The 25234-nt window shown below is 47.9% G+C and carries 22 protein-coding genes; 15 read left to right on the top strand and 7 right to left on the bottom strand.

What is annotated here, in order from left to right; translation table 11 throughout:
• Window positions 1-122 precede the first annotated feature (122 nt).
• Window positions 123-440: a thioredoxin gene (gene trxA / locus JNUCC31_RS08825; protein ID WP_017692451.1), complete on the top strand. Its 318-nt coding sequence runs from the start codon at window positions 123-125 to the stop codon at window positions 438-440.
• A gap of 320 nt (window positions 441-760) precedes the next feature.
• Complete coding sequence (gene uvrC / locus JNUCC31_RS08820; protein ID WP_192270544.1) at window positions 761-2851, top strand: excinuclease ABC subunit UvrC; 2091 nt, start codon at window positions 761-763, stop codon at window positions 2849-2851.
• Here uvrC and JNUCC31_RS08815 read toward each other — a convergent pair.
• Window positions 2820-4517, bottom strand: a complete 1698-nt coding sequence (locus JNUCC31_RS08815) for a CPBP family intramembrane glutamic endopeptidase (protein WP_192270543.1) — start codon at window positions 4515-4517, stop codon at window positions 2820-2822. The genes uvrC and JNUCC31_RS08815 overlap by 32 nt on opposite strands.
• A gap of 474 nt (window positions 4518-4991) precedes the next feature.
• Here JNUCC31_RS08815 and JNUCC31_RS08810 point away from each other — a divergent pair, with 474 nt between their 5' ends.
• Window positions 4992-6326: a TrkH family potassium uptake protein gene (locus tag JNUCC31_RS08810; RefSeq protein ID WP_416234427.1), complete on the top strand. Its 1335-nt coding sequence runs from the start codon at window positions 4992-4994 to the stop codon at window positions 6324-6326.
• A gap of 17 nt (window positions 6327-6343) precedes the next feature.
• On the top strand, window positions 6344-7015 hold the full coding sequence (locus JNUCC31_RS08805; protein WP_192270542.1) for a potassium channel family protein: 672 nt from the start codon (window positions 6344-6346) through the stop codon (window positions 7013-7015).
• 72 nt (window positions 7016-7087) lie between these two features.
• Here the strand turns inward: JNUCC31_RS08805 and JNUCC31_RS08800 are convergent, their stop codons facing one another.
• Window positions 7088-8011: a LysR family transcriptional regulator gene (locus JNUCC31_RS08800; RefSeq protein WP_192270541.1), complete on the bottom strand. Its 924-nt coding sequence runs from the start codon at window positions 8009-8011 to the stop codon at window positions 7088-7090.
• 304 nt (window positions 8012-8315) lie between these two features.
• Between JNUCC31_RS08800 and JNUCC31_RS08795 the strand changes: the two genes are divergently transcribed.
• From JNUCC31_RS08795 to JNUCC31_RS08770, 6 genes are all read left to right on the top strand, one after another.
• Complete coding sequence (locus JNUCC31_RS08795; RefSeq protein ID WP_192270539.1) at window positions 8316-8984, top strand: succinate dehydrogenase cytochrome b558 subunit; 669 nt, start codon at window positions 8316-8318, stop codon at window positions 8982-8984.
• A 42-nt stretch (window positions 8985-9026) separates the two neighbouring features.
• Entirely contained in the window at window positions 9027-10769 is a 1743-nt protein-coding gene (gene sdhA, locus JNUCC31_RS08790) for a succinate dehydrogenase flavoprotein subunit (protein ID WP_192270537.1), read from the top strand.
• 430 nt (window positions 10770-11199) lie between these two features.
• On the top strand, window positions 11200-11964 hold the full coding sequence (sdhB, locus tag JNUCC31_RS08785; protein ID WP_062324117.1) for a succinate dehydrogenase iron-sulfur subunit: 765 nt from the start codon (window positions 11200-11202) through the stop codon (window positions 11962-11964).
• Between the two features lie 178 nt (window positions 11965-12142).
• Window positions 12143-13084 carry a metallophosphoesterase gene (locus tag JNUCC31_RS08780; RefSeq protein ID WP_192270535.1) on the top strand — a complete coding sequence of 314 codons (942 nt, stop codon included), beginning with the start codon at window positions 12143-12145 and terminating at the stop codon, window positions 13082-13084.
• A gap of 39 nt (window positions 13085-13123) precedes the next feature.
• Window positions 13124-13858 carry a metallophosphoesterase family protein gene (locus tag JNUCC31_RS08775; RefSeq protein WP_192270533.1) on the top strand — a complete coding sequence of 245 codons (735 nt, stop codon included), beginning with the start codon at window positions 13124-13126 and terminating at the stop codon, window positions 13856-13858.
• Between the two features lie 181 nt (window positions 13859-14039).
• Complete coding sequence (locus tag JNUCC31_RS08770; RefSeq protein ID WP_192270531.1) at window positions 14040-14672, top strand: GNAT family N-acetyltransferase; 633 nt, start codon at window positions 14040-14042, stop codon at window positions 14670-14672.
• A 505-nt stretch (window positions 14673-15177) separates the two neighbouring features.
• Here the strand turns inward: JNUCC31_RS08770 and JNUCC31_RS08765 are convergent.
• Both JNUCC31_RS08765 and JNUCC31_RS08760 read right to left on the bottom strand, forming a co-directional pair.
• Window positions 15178-15987 (bottom strand): histidinol-phosphatase, encoded by an 810-nt coding sequence (locus tag JNUCC31_RS08765; protein ID WP_192270529.1) that lies wholly within the window; start codon window positions 15985-15987, stop codon window positions 15178-15180.
• Between the two features lie 32 nt (window positions 15988-16019).
• On the bottom strand, window positions 16020-16922 hold the full coding sequence (locus tag JNUCC31_RS08760; RefSeq protein WP_192270527.1) for a LysR family transcriptional regulator: 903 nt from the start codon (window positions 16920-16922) through the stop codon (window positions 16020-16022).
• Between the two features lie 451 nt (window positions 16923-17373).
• Here JNUCC31_RS08760 and JNUCC31_RS08755 point away from each other — a divergent pair, with 451 nt between their 5' ends.
• From JNUCC31_RS08755 to JNUCC31_RS08735, 5 genes are all read left to right on the top strand, one after another.
• Entirely contained in the window at window positions 17374-17832 is a 459-nt protein-coding gene (locus tag JNUCC31_RS08755; RefSeq protein ID WP_113055972.1) for a chemotaxis protein CheX, read from the top strand.
• Window positions 17833-17890: 58 nt separating this feature from the next.
• Complete coding sequence (locus JNUCC31_RS08750; RefSeq protein ID WP_192270525.1) at window positions 17891-18664, top strand: SDR family NAD(P)-dependent oxidoreductase; 774 nt, start codon at window positions 17891-17893, stop codon at window positions 18662-18664.
• A 431-nt stretch (window positions 18665-19095) separates the two neighbouring features.
• Window positions 19096-20469 (top strand): DEAD/DEAH box helicase, encoded by a 1374-nt coding sequence (locus tag JNUCC31_RS08745; protein WP_192270523.1) that lies wholly within the window; start codon window positions 19096-19098, stop codon window positions 20467-20469.
• 27 nt (window positions 20470-20496) lie between these two features.
• Entirely contained in the window at window positions 20497-21249 is a 753-nt protein-coding gene (locus JNUCC31_RS08740) for an ABC transporter ATP-binding protein (protein WP_192270521.1), read from the top strand.
• Window positions 21250-21251: 2 nt separating this feature from the next.
• The gene (locus JNUCC31_RS08735) at window positions 21252-22469 is read left to right on the top strand and encodes an ABC transporter permease (protein ID WP_192270519.1); all 1218 of its coding nucleotides are present in this window, start codon (window positions 21252-21254) and stop codon (window positions 22467-22469) included.
• Window positions 22470-22628: 159 nt separating this feature from the next.
• Here JNUCC31_RS08735 and JNUCC31_RS33215 read toward each other — a convergent pair whose 3' ends face one another.
• From JNUCC31_RS33215 to JNUCC31_RS08725, 3 genes are all read right to left on the bottom strand, one after another.
• Window positions 22629-22754: a YjcZ family sporulation protein gene (locus JNUCC31_RS33215; protein WP_228469587.1), complete on the bottom strand. Its 126-nt coding sequence runs from the start codon at window positions 22752-22754 to the stop codon at window positions 22629-22631.
• Window positions 22755-23035: 281 nt separating this feature from the next.
• Window positions 23036-24334 (bottom strand): aminotransferase class I/II-fold pyridoxal phosphate-dependent enzyme, encoded by a 1299-nt coding sequence (locus JNUCC31_RS08730; protein ID WP_192270517.1) that lies wholly within the window; start codon window positions 24332-24334, stop codon window positions 23036-23038.
• Window positions 24335-24501: 167 nt separating this feature from the next.
• The gene (locus tag JNUCC31_RS08725) at window positions 24502-25119 is read right to left on the bottom strand and encodes a pyridoxamine 5'-phosphate oxidase family protein (protein ID WP_192270516.1); all 618 of its coding nucleotides are present in this window, start codon (window positions 25117-25119) and stop codon (window positions 24502-24504) included.
• Between the last annotated feature and the right edge of the window lie 115 nt (window positions 25120-25234).

Here is a 25234-nt window from a genome sequence, read left to right as displayed (position 1 = left end):
TGGGAAGATGAACATTGATGCGTTCGTTTCACAAGTTTAGAGTACCTGTGTTATACTGGAAGTGTCGTTTACGACGTTACAGGTTAAAATAAACCGTAAGTATATATAAGGAGGACAATTTCATGGCTATTGTTAACGTATCCGATCAATCCTTCAACGCTGAAGTCGAAGGCGAAGGAACGGTTCTTGTTGATTTTTGGGCGCCTTGGTGTGGTCCTTGTAAAATGCTCGCTCCAATCCTGGAAGAGCTGTCCACCGAAGTTGGCGATGCAGTGAAAATTGCTAAAGTCAATGTGGACGAAAATCCGGAATCCGCTTCCCGCTTCGGCGTAATGAGCATTCCAACTTTGATCTTCTTCAAAGACGGTCAACCAGTAGATAAAGTGGTTGGTCTGAACTCGAAAGATGCGCTCAAAGGAATTATCGCAAAACACCAATAATTTACCAGGCTTACACATACGCCTCCGGTTATGCGCCGGGGGCGTTTTGCGTCGAAACCTTTCATATAGGACAATATAAAGTATAATTATTCACACAGTAACGGAGAGTGCAGAAAAAACCTGGAAAAGCGGAGCGGTCGCCTAAAGCTTTCTGAAAGAAAGCTGCATCGGAAGCATACGCTATCACCGGATTTTCCCTTTGAAAAAAGGGAATCGAAAAAATCTGGGGATAACGGCGATCGGAAGATGGTACTGCAATGGGAGTGGTACAGTGTAACCTTTTATTTATACTTTTTTCGGGAAGGAGGACCCACCGAATTATGGATGAATTCGTCAAAAACTTGGAGGAACAGGAGAAGGCACTGGAGCAGATCCGCCATAAGCTGGCTTTGCTGCCCGACATGTCCGGCTGTTACCTGATGAAAAACAGTGAGGGTACCATCATTTATGTAGGTAAAGCCAAAGTATTGAAGAATCGCGTAAGATCTTATTTTATCGGCAGTCATAACGGAAAGACACAGCGCCTGGTGTCCGAAATCCGTGATTTCGAATATATCGTTACCGGCAGTAATATGGAAGCACTCATTCTGGAGTGTAACCTGATCAAAAAACATATGCCACGGTACAACGTATTGCTGAAGGATGACAAAACCTTTCCTTATCTTAAAATTACAAATGAAAAGCATCCCCGGCTGGAAGTGACCCGGCGGGTTCTCAAAGATAAAGCCAAATACTTCGGACCCTATCCGAACTCGTATGCGGCACACCAAACGAAAAAACTGCTTGACCGGATGTATCCGCTGCGCAAGTGCGGCGTAATGCCGAAGGAAGTGTGCCTGTATTATCATATGGGTCAGTGTCTTGCTCCTTGTGTAAAGGAAGTGGGCAAGGAACAGTATGATGAAATTTCGCAGGAGATTAGTTCCTTTCTGAGCGGTGGGCATGAGGAAATCAAGAAGGATTTGCAGCGCAAAATGCAGGAAGCGGCTGAGGATCTTTATTTTGAACGTGCCAAGGAACTACGGGATCAGGTGATTGCCATTGACGCGATGATGGAAAAACAAAAAATTACGATGGCGGATGCCAGAGACCGTGATGTATTTGGTTTTGCCATTGATAAAGGCTGGATGTGTGTCCAGATTCTATATATGCGTCAGGGGAAAATGATTGAACGCCATGTATCGACTTTCCCGTTTTACGGAGAGGCATACAGTGATTTTATGTCTTACGTGACCCAGTACTACAGTGATAATCCAGCATTGCCACAGGAAATTTTACTGCCGGAAATGCCAAAAGATCTGGAAGTTGCTGACCGCAGTGCGGATGATATATCCGATACGGATGGAGCGGTACCTGCCGCGGTGACAGCTGAGTCCGAACAGACAACGCGATTGGGGCAAGATTCTGCGATTGAGTTACGTGTTGCTGAGTCCCGTGCATCTTATGGAGAACTCCAACCAGAAGTAGAAGCGGAAGAAACTGCGATGTTTATCCAGGACGACGCTATCGCACAGGAAGATGTATTGGCTGATAAACAACCTCCAGGTCTTGAAGATCCTTCTCAGGTCGCAGCAGCATTGCAGGAATGGCTGGAAGTTAAAGTCCACATTCCGCAACGCGGATTGAAGCGGCAGATGATCACAATGGCTGTAGATAATGCTCGTGTAGCACTGGAAGAGAAATTCCGACTCATTGAGCGTAATGAAGAGCGGACATCGAAGGCTTCCGAAGGTCTCGGACGCTGGATTGGACTGGATCAGCTGCGCCGCATCGAAGCTTTTGATAACTCAAACATCCAGGGGACGAATCCGGTATCTGCGATGATTGTATTTACCGATGGTAAACCGGATAAGAAAGAATACCGCAAATACAAGGTCCGTTCGGTTGAAGGACCAGATGATTATGAAACGATGAGAGAAGTCATCCGGCGCCGTTATGAGCGGGTATTGAAAGAAAACCTGACCCAGCCTGACCTGATTGTTGTCGATGGAGGCAAAGGCCAGATTTCGGCAGCCGTGGACATTTTGGAGAATGAATTGGGATTGTTTATTCCGGTATGTGGTTTGGTGAAGGATGCGAAGCACAAGACCTCACAGCTGATGATCGGCAATCCGCCAGAAGTCATCTCCTTGCCGCGGGATAGTCAGGAGTTCTACCTGTTGCAGCGAATCCAGGAAGAGGTTCACCGTTTTGCAATTTCGTTCCACAGGGAACAGCGCGGAAAATCGATGGTGACTTCCCGTCTGGATGCCATTCCAGGGATTGGAGAAAAGCGGCGCAAGCTGCTGCTGAAGCATTTTGGCTCTTTGCGCAAAATAAAAGAGGCCAGCGTCGAAGACTTCCGGCCTCTGTCTATTGGTGACAAGCTGGCGAATCAGATTATTGCAGCACTTCGTGATGAGGAGTCGTAACATACGGCTTCTCTTTTTTGTTTGGATTCAGTTTGTAAATGATATAACCAACGATACCCGGAAGAACAATCCAGAAGAGTCCTGCGGAAATGTTCAGCACATCACCCATGAAGATCAGGCTGAGACCCATCAACAAGCTGTCAAAGATAACATGTGCGAATACAACGGCGATGAAGCCGTGACGCAGCATGATCAGACTGAACAGAAGTCCGATGACGGTCAGCTCTATTGGACGTGTGATGACCGGATAGATCGGATACAGGGTGTGCCCCAGTGCCCAGATCAATGTTGGGATGAGGCAGGCGATGAACGTGTTTCGGACAACCTTCTGCATCATGCGAATCCCAAACAGACGATAGACCGTTTCTTCACCAATCCCGGCCATCCAGGCCATAATCGGGAAGATCCAGGCATAACTCATGTTGTACGTGGATTGGTCAGCCGATGTGGTTGACCAGCTTCCAATACTACGCTCCAGAATGAAGAACAGTACAGATTGAACGCCAAGCAGAATCAATGCCCACAGATAGCCTGTATACATACTGTGCAGTACATATTTTCCGTATCCGGGTTCTTTGGCACGAGGCCAAGGATTCAAACCGATTTTGCGCCACATGCCGTCACCGGCAACGAGGGACAGATAAATGGTTGCACTCATGACCAGCGTTATCCCCGCCTGCATCACCATCAGGAAAGTGAGCATAAAGTTAGACAGACCCTGTGCCTGAAATAGCGGAATCATGTTCAGTGTGCCAATCACGGAAGCCGCAAAGTACACCAGGGACAGGACGATGCCGCGTTTGAACGACGTGTGTGCTCTTGTCAGAATACTGTAGATGATCGCGAGCACGCCAAGCACAAATGTCAAGAAAGCATAACCGCCGTAAGTCATCCAGTTGGCCTGCCGGGTCTGATTTTGTACATAGTCGGTATGGGAGGCAGGGACCGAGAAGACGGATTCGAAGGAGCGAACCGCTCCGTTTTCAAAAGTGAAGATCAGCTCCAGCTTGGAATCTCCAATTTGCTTTTCATTATCCGTGTATTTCAGCCCCGCTTGTTCTTCACGGGTGTCTAGCTGGAGTTTTGGGATGTTATACCCAAATTCACCAAGTACACCAGCGGCAAGCTGTTCTTTTTCATTTAAAGAAAGGTTATCTTCGGCCAAGCGTTGAGCCGCATTCACTTTACTTTTATCCTGTTCGGCCTCGATGGATGCATACAGGGATGAAGGCAGCTCACGCTTAAAACCGACCACTTTCCCTGTTCTCATATGTACGTCAACATTCAAATAACCGCCTTTGTCCTCATCGGGCAAACGAACGCGGTACACATCGTAAGGATAGGTTGTTTCCCATTTCTTGTTATAGGTTTCTAACTGTTTGGTTTTGGCCATATACCCATAAATATCGGAATGAGTCTGGTACGTCACCAGTTCATTTCCGTTATCTGTCGGAAGAGTATAGTCGGGTAGAGAAGCTGCAAAAGATCGTGCCGACTCCGCCGCTTTTTCCTTACTTATGAAGGAAGTGGACTGGATGTCTGTCGTTTGCGATGAGGTGGCAGGGAAGATTTGAAAAACAAAAAACAAAATCAGACCAATCGCCGCAAGCAACCCTAAACGCTTGAAATTAGCTTTGAGTACCAAAGGCTGCCCTAAGGGATTCATTTCATATTGTCCTCCTTTATTAATATGGATATTAAAGTAAACATAGCACAGGCCAAGCCCCGAATGCCAATGGCGAAACGAGAAGTGGTGCAAATGCATGAAAACGAATGAAAACGATCGAAACAATCTGATCCATCCATCACCATATCTGAGTTTTTCCCTTTTTGGCGGAATTCGATGCTATTTACAGAAAAATCGTTTTGTAAGCAAAGGCCGTAACGCTTATAATTTTGAAGCAAATGTGCAATATTCCGCATGTCTTTAAGCTAACAAGGGAACGAATAGAAAGTATAAAATGTATTTCAACCCAATGTATATGTGTTACAGCGAAAATCATACATGTTTACGCTCCGAAATGTGGCTTTTCAAGTGCTTGGGTATTCCGTCAAGTCATTTGGAAAAGCGCTTCGGAGAAAGGCTCCACGTCGTGGGGTCATTTTCTTTTTGGTAGAGGTGGATGATACTCAAGTGAAAATGAATGTTCAATGGATGCGTCTATCACCACCCCGAATTCTGGTCCTAGGGTTCGCGGGTATTATATTGCTCGGGACACTTCTGTTGATGTTCCCGGCATCCAGTCGAAGCGGGGTCAGCCTTCCTTTTATTGACGCACTCTTTACTGCGACTTCCGCAGTCTGTGTAACGGGACTGGTTGTAGTGGATACGGGTACTCATTTTTCGACGTTGGGTCAGATCATCATTGCAATCCTGATTCAAATTGGCGGCCTTGGCTTTATGACGATGTCGACACTGGTGGCGATTGCATTCAAACGGCGGATCTCACTGCGTGAGCGGTTGATTTTGCAGGAAGCGATGAACCAGAGTACGATGGAGGGGATTGTCCGCCTTATTCGCAAGGTTGTGATCTACTCGCTCATATTGGAAGGCATATGTGGCACGTTATTCGCCATTCGCTGGTCGTTCGATATGCCAATGGGGCAGGCCATTTATTATGGATATTGGCATGCCATCTCCATGTTCAACAATGCCGGGTTCGATATGTTCGGAGAATTCCGCAGCTTAACGGGGTATGTGTATGATCCGCTTGTGAATTTTACAGCCATGTTCCTGATTATTGCAGGGGGTATCGGTTTTGTCGTTCTGTCTGATCTGGTGGAGTATCGGAGGACAAAGAAGCTGTCGCTGCATTCCAAAGTGGTATTGCTGACAACAGGATTGTTAATCGTATTTGGAGCACTGGTTATTTTTGTATTTGAATTCAGTAATCCCCGGACACTTGGTGGTTTGAACTGGGGTGGTAAAATTCTCGGTTCGTTCTTCCAGTCGGTCACGCCGCGGACGGCAGGTGCCAATACGGTTGATATTGCGGGCCTTAGGCAGGCGACGCAGTTTTTCATCATTATACTGATGTTTATCGGGGCCTCTCCGGGTTCCACGGGAGGCGGGATCAAAACGACCACCTTTATGATTATGATCGGGGCTGTTGTCGCGATGATTCGTGGGAGGGAAGATATTGTCTTTTTCAGGTACCGGCTCTTACAGGAACGGATTTTTAAAGCGTTGACGATTACGCTCCTCGCACTGTTGCTGATTATCGCGGTCACAATGGTGCTCAGTACAACAGAAGACAGCAGTTTTCTGACGATTTTATTTGAGACAACATCAGCTTTTAGTACGGTCGGTTTGTCTATGGGACTTACGCTGAAGCTGACCACGATCGGCAAGCTTTTGATCTGTTTCACCATGTTTGCAGGGCGTCTTGGACCGATTACACTCGCGTATGCACTCGGACAGAAAAAGGGTAAAGAGTTGTACAGGTATCCGGAAGGCAAAATGATTATTGGATAAGGGGTTCGTGAAGAACAATGAAAACACAGCAGTTTGCAGTGATTGGGCTTGGGCGCTTTGGGTCCAGTCTGGCACAGGAATTAATGGAGCTAGGCTATGAGGTACTGGGTATCGATAAAAATGAAGAGGTCGTCGAAGACATAAGTGAATTGGTCACCCATGCCGTCGTCGCGGATTCCACTGACGAGGAAGTGCTGCGTTCACTGGGCATCCGTAATTTCGACTGTTGTATCGTTGCCATCGGTGCAGATATCCAGACCAGTATTCTCACTGCCATTTTACTGAAGGAGCTCGGTGTAAAAACGGTTGTGGCCAAGGCTATTTCGGTTCTTCATGGGCGGGCACTGGATAAGCTGGGGATCGATCGTGTCGTCTATCCTGAACGCGATATGGGAATCCGCGTTGCCCATCAACTGGTCACCCCAAATCTGCTGGATTATATCGAATTATCCGATGATTACAGTATTGTAGAGATGAAGGTTCCAGCCTGTCTGCATAATAAAACGCTGTCCACTCTGAATGCACGAGTACGCTTTGGTTGCAGCATTGTAGCCTTGCAAAAGGAAACCGGGGTCATTATCGCCCCAACCGCTCTGGACTCGCTTCAGATGGGGGATATCATGGTGATTATTGGCATGAATGATGACATTGATCGGTTTGAGGAAGAGGTGATCAGCCAGGAGGGCTGATCTGTTGATTCTTGTGATACGGAATACAAATGCCGAGCTCTGGAGCTCGGCATTCGTAATTTAGTATAAAGGCTAAGGCGTCGGGGGCCTCCGTGAGGGCAGTGGCGTCTTTGCTGTAAATAACGCAGCCGTCTCCCTGACCCACTGTCTGGACGTTTCGCTGAGGTCTTCCTTTTCCCCATAGATCATACAGGTGGTGCGTCGGGTCTGTTGAAGTTGTGGCAAATACACAGAGACGAGATCATTGTCCGCTAGCAATTGAGGCCGGAGATACGACTTGGGAAGCAGGGCTGCGGCTTTGCAGGTAGGCAGAAGACGGACAATCGCTTCGAATGAATCAATCTCCATGCGAATATCGGGCATCACGGCGCAGCGCTGGAATAGGTCGTCGGTTAATTTGCGATACCATGTACCCTTGGAGAATGTAATCATCGGCAGATCCTGCAAATGCTCCATTCCCGCCTCCTGACCGGAAAGGGGATGACTTAGTGGCACAACCAGCTCCAGATGATCATCAAAGAGTGGAACACAGTTCAGCCCGGCTTCACTAATCGAAGAGGCGACAATGCCAACGTCTGCTTTTTTGTCTCGGACAAAAGAGACGATCTCATGGGTCTTCCCCGTCACCAGCTTGATCTCCGCATTCGGGTGTTTCTCCATAAATGCATTAACCAGAGGCGGCAATGTGGTTTGAAGCGTCGTCAGACTGGCTCCCAGCGTAATGGAGCTTTGCTCTTCATCCTTGTACTGGGCCAGCATGGTCAAAAATTTCTGTTGCTGCTGCTTCTGTTCTATCGCAAAAGTGTAGGCGACTTGGCCCACACTGGTTAATTCGAGTCGTTTACCACGGCGATGAAAGAGGGCCACTCCGAGTTCATCCTCCAATTTAGCGATTTTGCGGGACAACGCGGGCTGTGACAGATTCAGCAATTTGGATGCCCGGTTCAGACTGGACTGCTCCACAACCGCAGCAAAAGCATTTAATTCCTCGAACATGAGCACTGACCTCTTTTCTAAATAAGCGTCTTTGCGTGAGGCATCTCCTTGTCAAATATTTCTCCATGTTGTATGGCCTGCACGTCCGATGTTTATAACTTATACCTATAGGTTATAACATTTAATAATTATATTGCAATTCCCTTATAAGAAAAAAAGGAGTAACATGAGTCGTGACACAAGTTGTTCACACCTGATGAAAATGGAACAATTTGTCGAACCTTTCCTTGGGAAAGGTTTGCGTCGTGATATGTGAATTTAATTTATGAAAACGTTGTATTTAGCGAAAGGGGATCGACATTTTATGAAAGGGTTTTACTCCAGAAAGCTGCACTCCTTGCTTGGCGTCATTCCGCTCAGTCTGTTTTTCATTGAGCACATGGTGACGAACTTCTCGGCAGTTGAAGGCGGCAAAGAAGGCTTTAACGATGCAGTTGCATTTCTGAATGGCCTGCCGCTCGTGATTGTACTTGAAACACTTCTCATCTGGTTGCCGCTGTTCTATCACGGTGTATATGGTTTGTACATTGCCTATCAGGCCAAGCCTAACGTGGGGCGTTATGGCAATGAGCGCAACTGGCGTTATACGTTACAACGCGTCAGCGGTGTCATTACGTTCGTGTTCGTTATCTGGCACATTTGGGAGACTCGTTTCCAGGTTGCGCTGGGGAATGTCACACATGAAGAGCTTGGCGGTGTCATACATGGCATCGTGATGAACCCGGTAACGTTTATTTTATATCTGATCAGTGTGGTTGCGGCATCCTATCACTTTGCCAACGGATTGTGGTCGTTCCTGGTTAGCTGGGGAATTACCGTCGGCCCACGTGCGCAGCGTGTATCATCTTACATCTGCATGAGTTTGTTTGCTATCGTTGCCCTCATGTTTATTGCATCCCTGCTCGCTTTCCGGAGCATGGATTTCCAGGTAGCAACTTCAATGATTGACGCAGTTAAGACCGTTCTGATTTAAGCATTTAGACTTAAATGCTGACTTATAAGGGAGTGAACAGCAATGGCATCAACTAATGTAATTATTGTGGGCGGAGGTCTCGCGGGATTGATGGCGGCGATCAAATCGGCTGAAGCCGGAGTCCATGTTCATTTATTTTCACTGGTTCCCGTTAAAAGATCCCACTCCGTATGTGCCCAGGGCGGCATCAACGGTGCGGTAAATACCAAGGGTGAGGGTGACTCCCCGTGGGTACACTTTGACGATACAGTATATGGCGGCGACTTCCTCGCGAATCAGCCCCCAGTTAAAGCAATGTGTGAAGCAGCACCAGGCATCATTCACCTCATGGACCGGATGGGCGTAATGTTCAACCGGACACCGGAAGGATTACTTGATTTCCGCCGTTTCGGTGGAACGAAGCATCACCGTACGGCGTTTGCCGGAGCAACGACAGGGCAACAATTGCTCTACGCATTGGATGAGCAAGTACGTCGCTGGGAAGCAGCGGGTCTTGTGACGAAGTACGAGAACTGGGAGTTCCTGCAGGCTGTTGTGGATGACGAAGGCGTTTGCCGCGGGATCGTAGCTCAGGACCTGAAAACGATGAAGGTTCAGACGTTCCCGGCAGAAGCCGTTATTCTGGCGAGCGGTGGTCCCGGCATTATTTTCGGTAAAACAACCAACTCGGTTATCAATACAGGTACGGCCGCAAGTGCGGTGTACCAGCAAGGTGTCAATTACGCAAACGGTGAGTTCATTCAGATTCACCCGACTGCCATTCCGGGCGATGACAAGCTGCGCCTGATGTCAGAATCGGCTCGTGGTGAAGGTGGACGGATCTGGACTTACAAAGACGGTAAGCCTTGGTACTTCCTTGAAGAAAAATATCCATCATACGGAAACCTTGTTCCGCGTGATATCGCGACTCGTGAAATTTTCAGCGTCTGCGTGGATATGGGCCTGGGCGTCAACGGCGAGAACATGGTATATCTCGACCTGTCTCACAAAGATCCGAAGGAGCTGGACGTGAAGCTCGGCGGGATCATTGAGATTTACGAGAAGTTCATGGGTGATGACCCACGTAAGATCCCAATGAAAATCTTCCCGGCAGTCCATTATTCGATGGGCGGCATGTGGGTAGATTACAATCAAATGACCAACATTCCGGGGCTGTTCGCAGCCGGTGAGTGTGAGTACCAATATCACGGCGCCAATCGATTGGGTGCAAACTCTCTCGTATCCGCCATCTACGGTGGTATGGTCGCTGGGCCGAAAGCGGTTGAATATATCAAAGGACTCAAAAAATCGTCCGCAGATATTAGTTCCTCCGTATTCGACGGTTACACGAAGCGTCAAACGGATAAATACGAAGGCATACTGAATATGCAGGGTAACGAAAATGCCTATGTCATTCACAAAGAACTCGGTGAGTGGATGACGGCGAACATGACAGTGGTACGGTACAACGATAAACTGGAAGCCACCATCGGCAAGATCAAGGAATTGAAAGAGCGTTACGGCAAAATCAACATGTACGACACTTCCGGCTGGAACAACCCGGGTGCGGCGTTTACTCGTCAACTGTGGAACATGCTTGAACTGGCAGAAGCGATGACTCTGGGCGCTCTGCTTCGTAACGAAAGCCGTGGAGCGCATTACAAACCGGAGTTCACTGAACGGAACGACGAGGAATTCCTGAAAACAACGATCGCTTCCTGGTCGAAGGAAGGTCCAAAAATCTCGTACGAGCCTGTAGACGTTTCCCTGATCCCACCACGGATCCGGGACTACTCGAAGGACTAAGTAAACGAATTAATTTATAAGGTTAAAAGTTAGCATCTTAACGGAGAAGGCAGAAAAATACTGAAGAAGCGAAGCGTACGCAGAGCTTCTCAACGTTACTGCCCAACCAGAATGAATTATTGCTACTTTCAGTAAAGCGGCTTATGTGCACGACGCAGCGGAGGTAGCATCAGTATTACAAAATTACAAGATGATTAATTTTATATTTACATGATTAAACGTGAACACGTTAACGGAGAAGGCAGAAGAATACTGAAGAAGCAAAGTGTTCGCCTTTATCCCCGGATTTCCCCCCTTATAAGGTGGATCAAAGAAATCTGGGGATAACAGCGATCGGAAGGATCTTCTGTCGGCGGAGTGACCCTGTGTAAACGATATGTTCTTGTAACGATAGCAATCAATCATCGTCACCAAAGGAGGGGACAACGATATGACGGACACAGCTACAGCAAAAAAAACCGTCAAGTTTATCATCACCCGTCAGGACAGCCCGGAGTCATCTTCGTACAACGAAGAGTTTGAGCTTCCGTACCGTCCCGGCATGAACGTTATTAGCGCCCTGATGGAGATCCAACGGAATCCGGTCAATACAGAGGGCAAGTCCATTGCCCCGGTCTGCTGGGAATCCAACTGTCTTGAAGAAGTCTGTGGAGCCTGCTCCATGGTCATCAACGGCAAGCCGCGTCAGGCATGTGCTGCCCTAATCGACAAGCTCGAACAGCCGGTTCGCATTGAACCGATGAAAACTTTTCCGGTAGTACGTGACTTGGTTATCGACCGTACCCGGATGTTTAACGCCCTGAAACGGGTTAAAGCCTGGATTCCGATTGATGGTACCTATGACCTTGGTCCAGGTCCTCGGATGCCGGAGAAGAAACGTCAGTGGGCTTACGAGCTGTCCAAATGCATGACATGTGGCGTATGTCTCGAAGCTTGCCCGAACGTGAATGAGAAAACAGACTTTATCGGTCCGGCTGCTCTTTCGCAGGTACGCCTGTTCAATGCTCACCCAACAGGGGAGATGAACGCTGATGATCGTCTGGAAGCACTGATGGAAGACGGAGGTATTGAGGGCTGTGGTAACTCGCAGAACTGCGTGCGCTCCTGTCCAAAAGGAATTCCACTCACCACCTCCATTGCCGAGATGAACAAACAAACGACCAAGCATATGTTCAAACGCTGGTTGGGCGTGTAATCTGGTCATATAACATGCATAGCTTCGAATCTGCAAACATAGAAGAAGTCGTGATCCCGGGCAGTATGCAGCCTAAGATCCCGGCTTCTTTTTCTACATGGTCAGAGGAACCGGGCTAGTCATGCAGAATATGGTATACTAAGGGGATGGATGTGGAGCGGAAGAAGGAGGGGGACGCATGGGAGAACCAACCCGTGAGGGCAGCAAGATCTCGCCGCCCCGGCGCCCAGACAATGAGTCTGACCCAGGGAAGCCCATTTTTCCAGGAGAGGAAAAGGATCATGATCCCTCCCGGCGCAGTTTTTTGCTGCGCATGATCTTAATGACGGCAAGTGCCAGTTTGCTCACGGGAGGATACGCCTGGCTGTGGGAACCACGTCACTTGGAGATCAAGCAGGTTGAATTGAAACTGCCAGGATTCCCCAAAGCATTTGAAGGGCTGCGTGTGGCCCAGTTCAGTGATGCTCATCTTGGGTTCCATACGGGGCTGAAACAGATGGAGAAGCTGGCGGAAACGATACATGAACAGCAACCTGATCTGATTTGTTTTACCGGAGATATGGTAGAGCGGGAAGCGGAACCGATGAGGGAATGTATCCCTGTACTGGCCTCCATGCAAGCGAAGTATGGCAAATATGCCGTATTGGGGAATCATGATTATCGGGGCAGGCAACAGAATGAAGTAGAAATAATGTTCAAAGAAGCCGGGTTCACGTTGCTTCGTAACAGTCATGCTCTCATTGAAGAAGGGAACTCACGCCTCGCTATAGCAGGTCTGGATGATGCACTTACAGGCAGACCCGATCCGGCTGCAGCAATCCGAGGATTGGATAATAAGGTGTGGAAGCTGCTGCTGATGCATGAGCCTGATTATGCAGACATTTCGGCACCTTTTGGTTTCGGGCTACAGTTGTCCGGACACAGTCATGGCGGCCAGGTTCGTTTTCCTTGGATCGGGGCATTGACAACACCGAGAGGTTCACGGAAGTATATTCAAGGGTTATATTATGCAGGCGAAAGGCATATGCCAGTCTATGTGAACCGTGGGTTTGGCATGACCCAGCTGCCCATTCGCTTTCTGTGCAGGCCGGAATTGACTGTTTTTGAACTGAGGGGTTAACGACATAAAGAATAAATAGCATAAAGGGAGGTTGGCCAGATGGAACGAATTGCGATTGTATCCGATATTCATGGCAACATGACTGCTTGGGAAGCGGTATTGAACGATATTCGGAGTCGCGGCTTACAGCGAATCTTTTGTCTTGGCGACCTCGTTGGTAAAGGGCCTGACCCTGTACAGGTTGTTGATTCAGTCAGGAAAACATGTGAGCAAGTCATCCGGGGAAACTGGGATGAACTGGTTGCTGCGAATCATGATAACGAGAATTTCACTTGGCAAGCGAAACAGCTGGGGAAGGAACGAGTGGCGTATTTGGCGAGCCTGCCTTTTAGCCACCAATTGGAGCTGAGCGGCCGTACCATCCGCCTGGTGCATGCATCCCCAAAAAGTGTATATCACCGCGTACAACCGTGGGATGAGATCGAAAAGCGGTTAGCGATGTTCGAACCTCCGACAGATGAACCTGAGCTTGGTAGGGCGGATGTTGTGGGTTATGGGGATGTGCATAATGCATACTTGCAATTCATGAATGGAAAAATGTTGTTCAATGCAGGTAGTGTGGGGAACCCGCTTGATTTTACCCAGGCTTCGTATTGTATTCTTGAAGGGGAAAACAGCACTGACCGGAATACTCCATTTAATCTTCAATTTGTAAGAGTACCTTATGATATTGAACGGGAAGTACAGGCTGCACAGCAGGCTCAAGTGCCTTCACTCGATTTCTATATCCGTGAACTTCGTACAGGCGTCTATCGCGGCTTGCAGACGGAATAGTCCATTCAGGAATAAACCTCTGTAATGAATTGGCATACTACTGTTCAAGCAGCAGATCGAGGTATTGCCAAGTGTAATCGATGTTTCAGTATCTATCCATGTATTCTATTTACGCCGGATCACCCTTAGAGCATGCTTGTCTTACCGGAGTAGAACCCGTTAAGCAAAAGGAGCGATTGTCATGCTGACCCGAAAAATGCTGGGCCAAGGATTGCCTGTTTTATGGACAGAGCGCCTTGTTCTTCGACCATTACGTCAGAGTGATTACAGCACGTTATCGGAACTATTTTCAGATCCGCAGGTCATTCGTTATGTTAACAGGGGGAGTCAGCCAACACTAATCCGGGCTCGGCGACTATTGAATCAGATTCGCAGCAGCAGTGCCAAACTGGATTCATTGCATTACGGCATTTGCTGGAAAGGAAGTGAACAGATTATGGGTATTACTTCTTTCCAGCATTGGAACGATCAGAATGGTACTGCACAGATCGGCTACATTCTGGACAGATCCTGTTGGGGTAAAGGCGTTGCGACTGAAGCGGTACATCGATTGATTCGTTTTGGTTTTAGCGAGCTCAGTCTTCGGAAAGTGGAAGCCCGCTGTTACGAGGTAAACGTGTCTTCCGAACGAGTACTTATCAAATGCGGCATGTGCCATGAACGAACCCTGCCCTCGTTTGTTTTGAATCATGAGGATGGTGAGACGTCGGATACCCTGTTGGATGTTAAGGTGTATAGTCTGGACCGTGAACAGTTTAGTGGCTCCCTTCAGGAGAGGCGTCTTCAAACATTGGTATCCGACAAGCACGAGTAACATAGAATAGAGCATCTGAAGAGATTTGAATCGAACTTCAATCATTTGAATCCATTTCATAACTCAGTGATTCATTTGTTACACAATTGAAATATAGCTGCAATTGAACTCTAACAGACAGCGGGTAAACTTATCTCATGACCCCCTTTTTGATAAATAGATTATGCTGTTGGGACCCGCGCTTAGCGGGTTCATTTTTTTTGTCTATATAAGTTTAACTATGGAATTTCTACGCCAACACTCCGATGACAGAACTACTTTCCGATCGCTGTTATCCCCATTTTATTGAATCCTTTTTGAAAAGTGGAAATCCGGGGATAGCGTATGCTTCCGATGCAGCTTTCTTTCAGAAAGCATTTAGCTTCGCTTCTTCAAGTTAGTTCTGTCCTCTCCGTTATCGTGTAAATATTTAGTTGAACTTATATAATATCTTTTTTATTAGGATACAAACCAAAACCCCCACAGCGTTTTTTTACGCCATGAGGGCTATTGTGATGCTCTATGTTTAAAACGGAACAATCTGCATTTGTTTTTGTTTGAAATATACCCATTCCGTAAAACCGATTTCTTGCAGACGTGTACGAACGTCATCCAGTTCATCAGCAACACGCTGCGGTTTGTGTGCATCCGATCCGAAGGTCACCTTCACACCGTAATGATGTGCACGCTCCAGGATGGCATCGGACGGATACCAGCCACCACTGAGCTTGGTTTTGCCCGAAGTGTTAATTTCGATAGCCACGTTTGATTCTGCAATGACCTGCAATGTTTCATCTATGGCTTGATCCGCGATAATCTCGGAGAAGGGAGGGTAGTTTCCTTTCATCGCATCAATATGTCCGAGGATCTGGAACATGCCGCTTTGGGCTGATTGCCGGATCAATGCATAGTAACGCTCTTTCACTTCAACCTTACGTGCATCACTTAATCCATTCCAGCGGGATTTGTTGAATATGCTGACATCTTCCGTATGATGAACTGAACCAATAATATAGTCAAAAGGATATTGCCCCAGTGTACTGCGATACAATTCGGCATGGACAGGGAAATAATCGGATTCGATGCCAAGCAGCACGTCAATTTTACCCGCATATTGTTCCTTCAAAGCCAATACTTCTTCCACGTAATGATGCAATTCTGACTTGCCCATCGCAATCCGGGGGAAAGCCTGCTCTTCGTCACGGCCAAAGTAAGGTGTATGATCCGAGATACCAATGGCCTGAAGTCCTGCTTCAATCCCTGCTTCGATATAGTCCCGAATATTGCCGTCTGCATGACCACAGCGGAAATGATGTGTGTGGAGATCGAATTTCATATGGATATCCTTCCTTTCTTATCGCTCATGTATCATTCTGAACTGATGAACTGTGTTTCCGGCATGCCTTTGAGATCGCTAAGGAATTGCTGCATTGCCGAGTTGAGATATCGACTTGATTTGTAAATGACCCCGACAGGGTGACTGACTTCGAGTTCACTGAGTGGAATCATGCGAAGTGTGCCTTGCCGCAACTCATGCGCAACGGATTGTTTGGATATGACGGCCGCTCCGAGATTGATCTCAACCATCCGCTTTACTTCTTCACTGCTCGATAACTCCATGACGATATTGGGCTCGATGTCATGTTTCTTGAAAATACCTTCCGTAAAGCGCCGTCCCACTGTATCCGGGGAGAGCAAAATCAGAGGGGTGCTGCGCAGCACATCCACCGCAGCATGCTTTTGCTTCGCCAGTGGATGGGAAGGGGAGACCACAAGTTCGAACGTATCGTAGTACAACACGGATGTATTCAGGTTTGGATTGCGCTCTGTGAGATAACCGATTCCAATGTCGACCAGACCATTCTCGACCTGGGTATAAATCTGTGAAGAGGGCAGGGACTGGATACTGGTTTTGATCTGAGGGAATTGATCCTGGAAGTAGGACAAGACCCGTGGCAAAATCTGAATGGCAATGGATGTGGTTGTACCGAGTCTGATATGCCCTTGAGGGGTCTCATCGAGATCCAGAAGCTTTTGTTTCAGTTCACCTACGATGTCCAGCATGCGTTCGGCATGTTCCAGAAACACCTGTCCACGATCGGTGAGAGTGACGGGCTGGTTGCGATCTACCAGCACAGTGCTGAATTCATCCTCCAGACTTTTGATCTGGGCTGAGACAGCAGGCTGGGTCAGGTTCAGAAGTTCTCCCGCTTTGCGGAAACTCATCGTTTTTGAGATCGTAATCAGCGTCTCCAATTGGCTGATATTCATGTATGGCCTCCTTGCGGGCAAAATGTCTTCTGTCAGTCAAAGTATGGAATCCCGTAACTGGTCATTGTTTTTGTTCCTTAAATTATAGGTGATTCAGGACAACAGGGCAATGAATGGCACATTAGAGATTTGGGGAGGTCCATTAGACCGAGAAATTAATTTAATTTCGAGAAATTGAAAAAAATAATATATGCGAAAAAACAGTAAAAAAGTCCTAAATGCCTTTTGCCATGCATCTCGATGGGAATTCTTCATGCAGCAGATGCGAAAAGCTCCGTTTTTTCGATAGAATCAGCTATAAACATTTACTCCGTGGATGACGATAAATTATAGTACACCTATCTTGTTGAATTCTTGATGAATTCTTGTACGTGATAAAGTATAATAAATTTATTGAATATGGGACTTTTGGTGTGTGACCAATAACCCAGTGTAAGGGGGACATTAGACAGTGAAAGCGGAAGTGATTAATCCTTTCCTGGAATCGGCACGGAACGTATTCGAACAGCTCATCCAGGTTTCGCCTTCCACCGGGAGTCTTGGCGTGAAAAATGTAGAGTACATTGCAGACCATGTCTGGATCGTTATCGGAATGACCGGACAACTGAGCGGAAATATCGTGTTTGGAATACAAGAGTCGGTTGCATTGAAAATTGTTTCTGCCATGATGGGCGGCTTTGTCATTACAGAAATGGATGAGATGAGTAAAAGTGCTATTTCGGAACTTGGTAACATGATTAGCGGTAATGCAAGTACCATTTTGTCTAACCAGGGTGTTGTCGTAGATATCACACCTCCGCAAGTGATGAATTCTGAATATCTGACTTCATTTAGTGCAACGAAGGCACTAAGCATTCCCTTGTTGATGGATGGCATCGGGGAGATGGATATTCAGGTGATGATCTCGTAGAATAGAACCATGTGCCTCATGAGGCAATATGTGTGTTCAATACGGGAGGATATCGGGTATGCTGAAAGATCAGATTGTTTTTATCACAGGTGCGTCGAGCGGCATCGGTGCGCTCTGTGCGCAGCTGTTGATCGAAGAAGGAGCCATTCCGATTCTCGCTGCCCGTTCGCGGGACAAGCTGGAAGAGATTGGTGCCTCGCTGAAAGGGCAGCATGAACTGCTTACGTTGGATGTCACGAATGACGAGCAGGTTCAGGCAGCCATGAATGCGATGTTGCAAAAGTACGGACGAATCGATATTCTGCTGAATAATGCGGGCTACGGCAAGTTTGCGACCATGACGGATATGTCTGTGCAGGAATTCGATGAGATGATGGACGTCAATTACATGGGTGTTGTTCGCTGCACGAAGGCTGTGTTGCCACAGATGTTGGAACGTGGCAGGGGACAAATCGTAAACGTGGCTTCCATGGCTGGCAAAATCGGAACTGCCAAATCCGCTTCATACACGGCGACCAAACATGCCGTATTAGGTTTCAGCAATGCCCTGCGCCAGGAGCTGCGCAAGACCGGAGTCACGGTAACGACCATTAACCCCGGACCCATCGATACGCCGTTTTTTCATCGGGCGGATCCCTCTGGCAACTATGTGAATAATGTACGCTGGATGATGCTGAAGCCGGAAGAGGTGGCGGGGCATATGATCCGGGCGATGAAGAAGCGCAAGGAAGAAGTGAATCTGCCCAGACTGGCTTCGGCTGGAGTGTGGCTGTATCAACTATTTCCGCGTCTCGCTGACAAGTTGTCGCACGGTGTAATGAATCAGAAGTAAGATGCAACAATGGGCATCATATACCGGATGAAAGAAAGGCTCCGCCGAGGGGCTTTTCTTTTTTTTGCGTGCGAAAAGACGTTTCCTGAATAAGATTTGGTCCACAGGCTTTTTTCGCATATAATGAAAGGTAATGTGATGACAGGCTTCGATTTTATCAGTACAAGCAGAGCTATATATGTTTAACTAAACATTTACACGATAACGGAGAGGACAGAAATAACCTGAAGAAGCGAAGCTAAAAGCTTTCTGAAAGAAAGCTGCATCGGAAGCATACGCTATCCCCGAATTTCCCATTTTCAAAAATGAGTCAAAAAAATCTGGGGATAACAGCGATCGGAAGGTTGTTCTGTCATCGGAGTGTTAGTGTAAATATTTATTAGTTGAATGTATATAGCGTCATAACGAATAAATTTAAAGGATGGACATACATGACGAATCAAACATTTGCTTCAATTGGCGTAGAACAGGATCTTGAGGCTTTACTCGCCAAACATGGCATCAACGAACCTTCACCGGTACAGGCACAGACGATCCCGGTTATTTTGGAAGGCCGCGACGTGGTTTCAAAATCTCAGACGGGAACAGGCAAGACACTCGCCTATTTGCTGCCACTGCTGCAATCGATCAAGAGTGACGTGAAAGGGACACAGAAGCTCATCATAGCGCCTACACAAGAGCTGGCAATGCAGATTGTACGTGAGGCACAACGGTATGGAGAAGAACGGAAAATCGGTGTGCTTGGTCTAATTGGCGGCGCAGCGGTAAAACGTCAGGTCGAGAAACTTCGTGAACATCCGGAACTGGTTGTGGGAACGCCAGGGCGACTGAAGGAATTGATCACGCTGAAAAAGTTGAAAATGCATAACGTCTCCACGATCGTTATTGATGAAGCAGACCAGGTGTTCCAACTCGGCGGTGTGAGCGATGTGGACTTTGTATTGCGCAGTGCGCTGCGCGACCGTCAGCTGATTTTCCTGTCGGCCACAATTGATGAACATACCGCTGGACTCGCGAAGCGGGAGATGAAAGAGCCGGTACAGATCGGAATTGAACCCGACCGGGCAACCGCGGCGGGACTTGAGCATTTTTATTTTGTGGAAGAAAACCGTAACAAAATCGATATGCTGCGTCGTCTGGTCAGACAGTATAACCCCGATCGCGCCATTGTCTTTGTGAATGCTACCGAGGATATTGGCGAGGTTGAAGCGAAAATGAATCATCTTGGCTTCTCCGCAGCTGCGCTGTATGGAGATGCTGACAAGGTGACCCGCAGCAATGTGCTATCCGCTTTCCGCAATGGCAAACTGCAACTGTTGATCGCGAGCGAGGTTGCAGCCAGAGGACTGGATATTGAAGGTTTGCCGATGGTTATTAACTATGACCCTGCATTTGATTCGGAACACTATGTCCACCGCGCAGGCAGAACAGGTCGCATGGGTCGCAGCGGTATCGTGTTGTCGATTGTGGATGAAACGCAAATTTTCATTATGCGCAAGTTTGCGCGGGAGCTTGGAATCGAATTGCCGGAACGTGTATTGTTCGGGGGTAAAGTGCTGGAGGCTGATCCGCGTCCGGATACGCGGCCTGAAGGGCATTCTTTCTCCAGAAAACCAGGGCAGTCCCGGGATCGTAAACCTGGTCAGGCCAGCCGCAATGGCGGCGCCAGAGCCGCTGTTTCGAATCAACGCCCGGCGGGCGGCAAGCCAGCTGGCAATGCAGGCAGAACGGAACGGGACCAGGATCGCAAGAACAAGGGCGCTCCCAAATGGAGCAAAGGCAAAGAGCCACGCTCTGAAGAATAAAACCTGACGAAAGAGGTGCAGGGGTAGATGGATAACGTTCAACCACCCGTATTGCAAATCAACGGGCTAAGCGGAGGATACAGTGCCAAGCGGCCGGTCCTCCACGGCATCAATCTGGAAGTTGGACGCGGAGAGATGGTCGGACTGATCGGATTAAACGGTGCAGGCAAAAGTACCACGATGAAGCATATTCTAGGCTTGATGACCCCTCAGCAGGGCGAAGTACGGGTTATGGGCAAGAAGCGGGATGAAGATCCGCAGGTATATCAATCCGCCATGGCTTTTGTACCGGAATCTCCCGAGCTATATGACGAGATGACGGTGATGGAGCATCTAGAGTTTACGGCCAGAGCGTATGGGGTTTCGGAGGCAGATTTCAAAAAGCGCACAGAGAAGCTGCTGGACTTGTTCCGCATGAATGAGAAGAGTACAAGTCTGTCGACCCATCTGTCCAAGGGTATGCGGCAAAAAGTCATGATTATGTGTGCCTTCGTGGCGGGTCCGCCACTGTACATCATTGATGAGCCTTTCCTGGGTCTTGACCCGTTGGGCATTCGCTCACTGCTAGATTTTATGCTCGAAATGAAGGCTTCGGGATCTTCCATTCTGCTGAGTTCACATATTCTGTCCACGATTGAAAATTACTGTGACCGTTTTATTGTTCTGCATCGCGGGCAGGTCATTGCACAGGGAACGCTGAATGAGCTGCGTCTTCAATTCGGGGAATCGAATGCCACGTTGGAGCACATGTTCTATTCCCTTGTACAGGGCAGGGATTAAGCATGGATCTGAAGCAGCTATGGAAGCAAAGACGCACGGGATTCTGGAATGGAATTCTCCCTTATCTGGGTTATGTGATTCAGAGCGGTGTAGCCATGGTCTTTTTATTTCTCGTCATTGCGTTCTCCGCCTGGTATACATCGTTTGTACAACATATTCCGGCAGGATTTCCGATTCGCTGGATTACGTTGCTGCTCGTGGCACCACTAGTGCTGTTTAGCAGTTATCGTACATATCTACATTCCGCAGACATTGTATTTTTACGGCCTCAGGAATATAGAATGCAGGAATATCTGAAGAACAGCTTCGCCCGTGGGATTATCTATAAAACGCTGGGTATGTTGCTCGTATTTGTTACGTTGTGGCCGCTCTATGTTCGCGCGGATCAGGATGCAAGGCCGTTTGGCTGGTTTATCCTGCTTTTGCTTCTGTGGAAGGGGCTGTCCAGCTATGGAGCTTGGCAAGAACTGCGTATGGTGCAGATGGGTGCTGCAAGAGGATACCGTTTGTTGCGCTGGGCGCTGGCCCTACTGGCAATTGCCGCCTGGTTATGGCAACCTCCGCAGCGGAGCGTCTGGTTTCTGCTGCTGTTGGCTGTCGTGTACATCGTTGCCCTGCGTATACCGTTGAAGCATCGGGTTGCATGGGAACGTCTCATTCAGGTGGAACAGGGGCAGGCTGGACGAGTGATGAGAACACTGGGGTGGTTTGTGGATGTGCCTTCATCCGGACAGAAAGTCAGTTCCCGCCGCTGGCTCAGCAAGTGGGGGAGTGGCCTTCCGTGGAATGCAGGGAAAGCCTACCGTTATCTCATCACCAAAACGTTTATTCGAACTGAAGTGTTCTCTATTGTTCTACGCTTGATTGTACTCGGTATGCTGCTGTCCTGGTGGACGGCAGGCAGCTATTTCGGTATTGGTGTATATCTGTTCTTCCTGCTGCTTATCGGTGTGCAATTGGGCGCATTGCGACGTAGTCATGGCGAATCCTTCTGGATCATGATCTATCCCATCTCGGGAGAGAGCCGTCGTTCCCAGGTGCTTGGATTTATCTCAAATCTGCATGTACTGGCTGCATTACTCATGTGGCTGCCTATGCTGGCTGCTGGCGTGAGTGGAATAGGCATCATCGCAGCAGCACTCATCTTGGGCGTACTTGTCATTTTTATTATGCGACGTTCGCAGGCAAACAAATGGTTGCAGGAAGAAGAGGATGAGTAAACGACTGAACGTTTGATCCGCAGGCGGGTTGCTGGGTAGAGTTGTTGATTGAATCTATACTTGAGATCACAAAAAGAAGGGCATTCCGAGCTGTATCCCGGAGTACCCTTCTTTCTGTGCTTCAGACGGTCGTGATTCAACTTAATGAGCAGGTATGGACTAACAGAGGAACGATTTAGTGATAATGACGAGCAAGATAAACAGAACGAGAATGGCACCTGTATTTGTGAATCCTCCGTAACCGTAACCGTAACCGCCTCTTGTTTCTTCAACAACTCCAGACATGGTCATTCCCCTTTCAAGTGGTGTTAGGCACGCCCTTGCGTACATCGTATATTATGTGCCGTGGGGATAGGCTGATTGGGCCATTGCCCCGAACAGTTTGGAAATCATTGTTTTGGGCATTGGCCCTGGTCAAGACAGCAATACATGTTCAGGATGAAACACAAAACCCCCTTCGTATCGAGAGGCATTCATCAGGATACAGAGGGGGTTCATATTTGTCAGAAAACGGACGAAGGTCCGCTCCTGACTTATTTATTTGGATAAGCATTACCGTATATGAATTACGTTGTCTGTAGATCCAAAACTCCACGATAGATCGTATCGAACAGATCTTCCAATCCGGATTCTTCAATACAGGAGAAAGCAATTCGCAGATCGGCCTCACCCAGCGCAATGGTACCGACACCGTATTTCTGCAGCAGATGGGTACGAAGTGCTTCAGCACCAACGTCTTTCAGCTTCAGACACATGAAGTAACCGGAGTTGAACGGATAGTAGTCCCATACCTCTCCGTATTTGCCGCTATCGAGAATGGCCTTCACTTTGTTGGCACGGCCCTTCATGATCTCGAATTTCTCCTGTTTCTGAGCCTCGAACTCAGGTGCTTTGAGCGCATCCAGCACAAAAGTTTGGGAAGGGTGTGGACCGCTGGAAATAGTTGCTCGGATGATTCCAAGTGTTTTCTGTTCCAGAGCATGCAAGACTGCAGCATCTTCATGGGCATACGTGATGAAACCAACGCGGAAACCCCATACGAATTCTTCCTTGGTCGCTCCGTCTACTTTAACAGTCAGTACACGCGGATGAAGGTTAGCCAGTTTGCCAAACAGGGATTCGTGAATGGAATCTTCGAAGAACAGACCGAAGTAGGCATCGTCTGTCACAGCAACCACGTTCACTCCAGCCTCAGCTGCTTGACGAATCGTGTCCACGATGGCGTCTGCTTCTTTGGCACCAGGCGTGTAGCCTGTCGGGTTATTCGGGAAGTTTAGCAGTACGATGGCTTTGCCTTTGTCTTTTTGCGCAAGCAATGCTTCGAGCAGACCCGTACTGTTAAAGTTCAATTGATCATCAAACAAAGGATAATGAACCAACTGGCCGTGACGACGAATTCCGAAGGTCAGCTCGTAATTTTCCCAGTTTTTATCCGGATATATAACAGCGTCCCCTTCTTCGGCGAACAGGTCGGCTACGATACTCAGTCCATGGGTTAATGCATTGGTCACAATTGGATTACCGAACGTTTTGCCTTCGAGCGAAGGTGTTTCCTTGAGCATCTTGTCTCTCCAGACAGTCCGCAGTTCAGGCTTCCCTGCAGGTGGAGCGTAAGGGTATAGATCCTTCGGTTGGTATGCAGAGAGCTTATCCTGAATTACAGCTAGATGCATCGGCACACCGCCCTCCAGGGCGATACCAATCGTAGCATTATAGGTTTTGGCCAGACTTGCTGCTTCAGCGGACTGACTCAATATACCTTCTTTTGGAAAATAGATTTCTTTGCCGAGCTGCGACAGCATAGAGTAGACGTGACTGCTGCCTGCCTGAATACTTTCGTTCAACTGTTCAGCCAGTGGATTCATTCTTTTCATCCTTCCAAGTCTTTGTGATTCAACTGCCTAACATTATAACACCTTGCTTTCCCCCCGTCACGGAAATTACGTAACATGACAGTTTTACCGCTTCACCGCGTTGTTGCGAAGTGCTTCAAGTAAGGATGATGTCACTTATTTAGCTTGGAAAATGAGGGTTATTCCTGATGAAAAGGACAGTATTTCCGCATCATTTCGGCAGTTTCCGCATCTCGTCCTTCGTTACGCTGTTCCAGTTCGCCATTAATATGATCGAAGCGTTCGGTGGAGAGGTTTTGTCCAAATTTGAATTTGGCACTCATCCGTTCAGGAACAATACGGACGACAGCGACGGCTTTAAGCTGACCTTTGTACCGTGGATCGGCAGCATCAATGGGAGTATATCCGCCTTGCGGTTGAAGTTTCTCCATGAAACGTTGCAGCACCTTGCCTTTGATGTCCAGATCCTGTACAGGCTCTGCCTGACCGAATGCCATCACACTTTTGAAAAACGAGGTTGCCGGACAAGCCAACTCCGGATCGCTGAAGTAGGATGGAATCAGGGAGAACTCTTCTGCCACGGTAAAGCTGACGGAGGAGTCATGCTTGATCTGTTTCATTTTCTCTCCGGCAAGACTCCCATGAAAATAAAAGCAACCGTCCATATATACGAAGTTCAGCGGTGTCACTCGTGGCTGCCCGTCCGGACTAACCGTTCCCAGAAAACCAAAGGAGCATTGGTCCAAAAACGCTGTAATTTCCTGTTCTTCATCTACAGTAAATTCTTTTCTTCTCATCTAGTGTTCCCCCTTGATTGGTATATGGATTAAATCGTTGTACCTTAGCCATAACAATAAAACCTGTATTGACATATAAAAAGATCCAATTTACATTCAATTTGATAGGCCAATT

Source organism: Paenibacillus sp. JNUCC-31, assembly GCF_014844075.1.
Classification (GTDB): domain Bacteria; phylum Bacillota; class Bacilli; order Paenibacillales; family Paenibacillaceae; genus Paenibacillus.
The sequence above is the reverse complement of the archived record's forward strand: the minus strand, read 5'-3'. Positions and strand labels throughout refer to the sequence as shown.

Bases quoted from the DNA above. Each gene is read 5' to 3' on its own strand.
- trxA (WP_017692451.1), top strand. From the start codon at position 123: ATGGCTATTGTTAACGTATCCGATCAATCCTTCAACGCTGAAGTCGAA.
- JNUCC31_RS08770 (WP_192270531.1), top strand. From the start codon at position 14,040: ATGCTGACCCGAAAAATGCTGGGCCAAGGATTGCCTGTTTTATGGACA.
- JNUCC31_RS08725 (WP_192270516.1), bottom strand. From the start codon at position 25,119: ATGAGAAGAAAAGAATTTACTGTAGATGAAGAACAGGAAATTACAGCG.
- JNUCC31_RS08795 (WP_192270539.1), top strand. From the start codon at position 8,316: ATGAAAGGGTTTTACTCCAGAAAGCTGCACTCCTTGCTTGGCGTCATT.
- JNUCC31_RS08745 (WP_192270523.1), top strand. From the start codon at position 19,096: ATGACGAATCAAACATTTGCTTCAATTGGCGTAGAACAGGATCTTGAG.
- uvrC (WP_192270544.1), top strand. From the start codon at position 761: ATGGATGAATTCGTCAAAAACTTGGAGGAACAGGAGAAGGCACTGGAG.
- JNUCC31_RS08800 (WP_192270541.1), bottom strand. From the start codon at position 8,011: ATGTTCGAGGAATTAAATGCTTTTGCTGCGGTTGTGGAGCAGTCCAGT.
- JNUCC31_RS08775 (WP_192270533.1), top strand. From the start codon at position 13,124: ATGGAACGAATTGCGATTGTATCCGATATTCATGGCAACATGACTGCT.
- JNUCC31_RS08765 (WP_192270529.1), bottom strand. From the start codon at position 15,987: ATGAAATTCGATCTCCACACACATCATTTCCGCTGTGGTCATGCAGAC.
- JNUCC31_RS08750 (WP_192270525.1), top strand. From the start codon at position 17,891: ATGCTGAAAGATCAGATTGTTTTTATCACAGGTGCGTCGAGCGGCATC.
- JNUCC31_RS08780 (WP_192270535.1), top strand. From the start codon at position 12,143: ATGGGAGAACCAACCCGTGAGGGCAGCAAGATCTCGCCGCCCCGGCGC.
- JNUCC31_RS08815 (WP_192270543.1), bottom strand. From the start codon at position 4,517: ATGAATCCCTTAGGGCAGCCTTTGGTACTCAAAGCTAATTTCAAGCGT.
- JNUCC31_RS08735 (WP_192270519.1), top strand. From the start codon at position 21,252: ATGGATCTGAAGCAGCTATGGAAGCAAAGACGCACGGGATTCTGGAAT.
- JNUCC31_RS08805 (WP_192270542.1), top strand. From the start codon at position 6,344: ATGAAAACACAGCAGTTTGCAGTGATTGGGCTTGGGCGCTTTGGGTCC.
- sdhA (WP_192270537.1), top strand. From the start codon at position 9,027: ATGGCATCAACTAATGTAATTATTGTGGGCGGAGGTCTCGCGGGATTG.
- JNUCC31_RS08730 (WP_192270517.1), bottom strand. From the start codon at position 24,334: ATGAATCCACTGGCTGAACAGTTGAACGAAAGTATTCAGGCAGGCAGC.
- JNUCC31_RS08740 (WP_192270521.1), top strand. From the start codon at position 20,497: ATGGATAACGTTCAACCACCCGTATTGCAAATCAACGGGCTAAGCGGA.
- JNUCC31_RS08760 (WP_192270527.1), bottom strand. From the start codon at position 16,922: ATGAATATCAGCCAATTGGAGACGCTGATTACGATCTCAAAAACGATG.
- JNUCC31_RS33215 (WP_228469587.1), bottom strand. From the start codon at position 22,754: ATGTCTGGAGTTGTTGAAGAAACAAGAGGCGGTTACGGTTACGGTTAC.
- JNUCC31_RS08810 (WP_416234427.1), top strand. From the start codon at position 4,992: ATGAATGTTCAATGGATGCGTCTATCACCACCCCGAATTCTGGTCCTA.
- sdhB (WP_062324117.1), top strand. From the start codon at position 11,200: ATGACGGACACAGCTACAGCAAAAAAAACCGTCAAGTTTATCATCACC.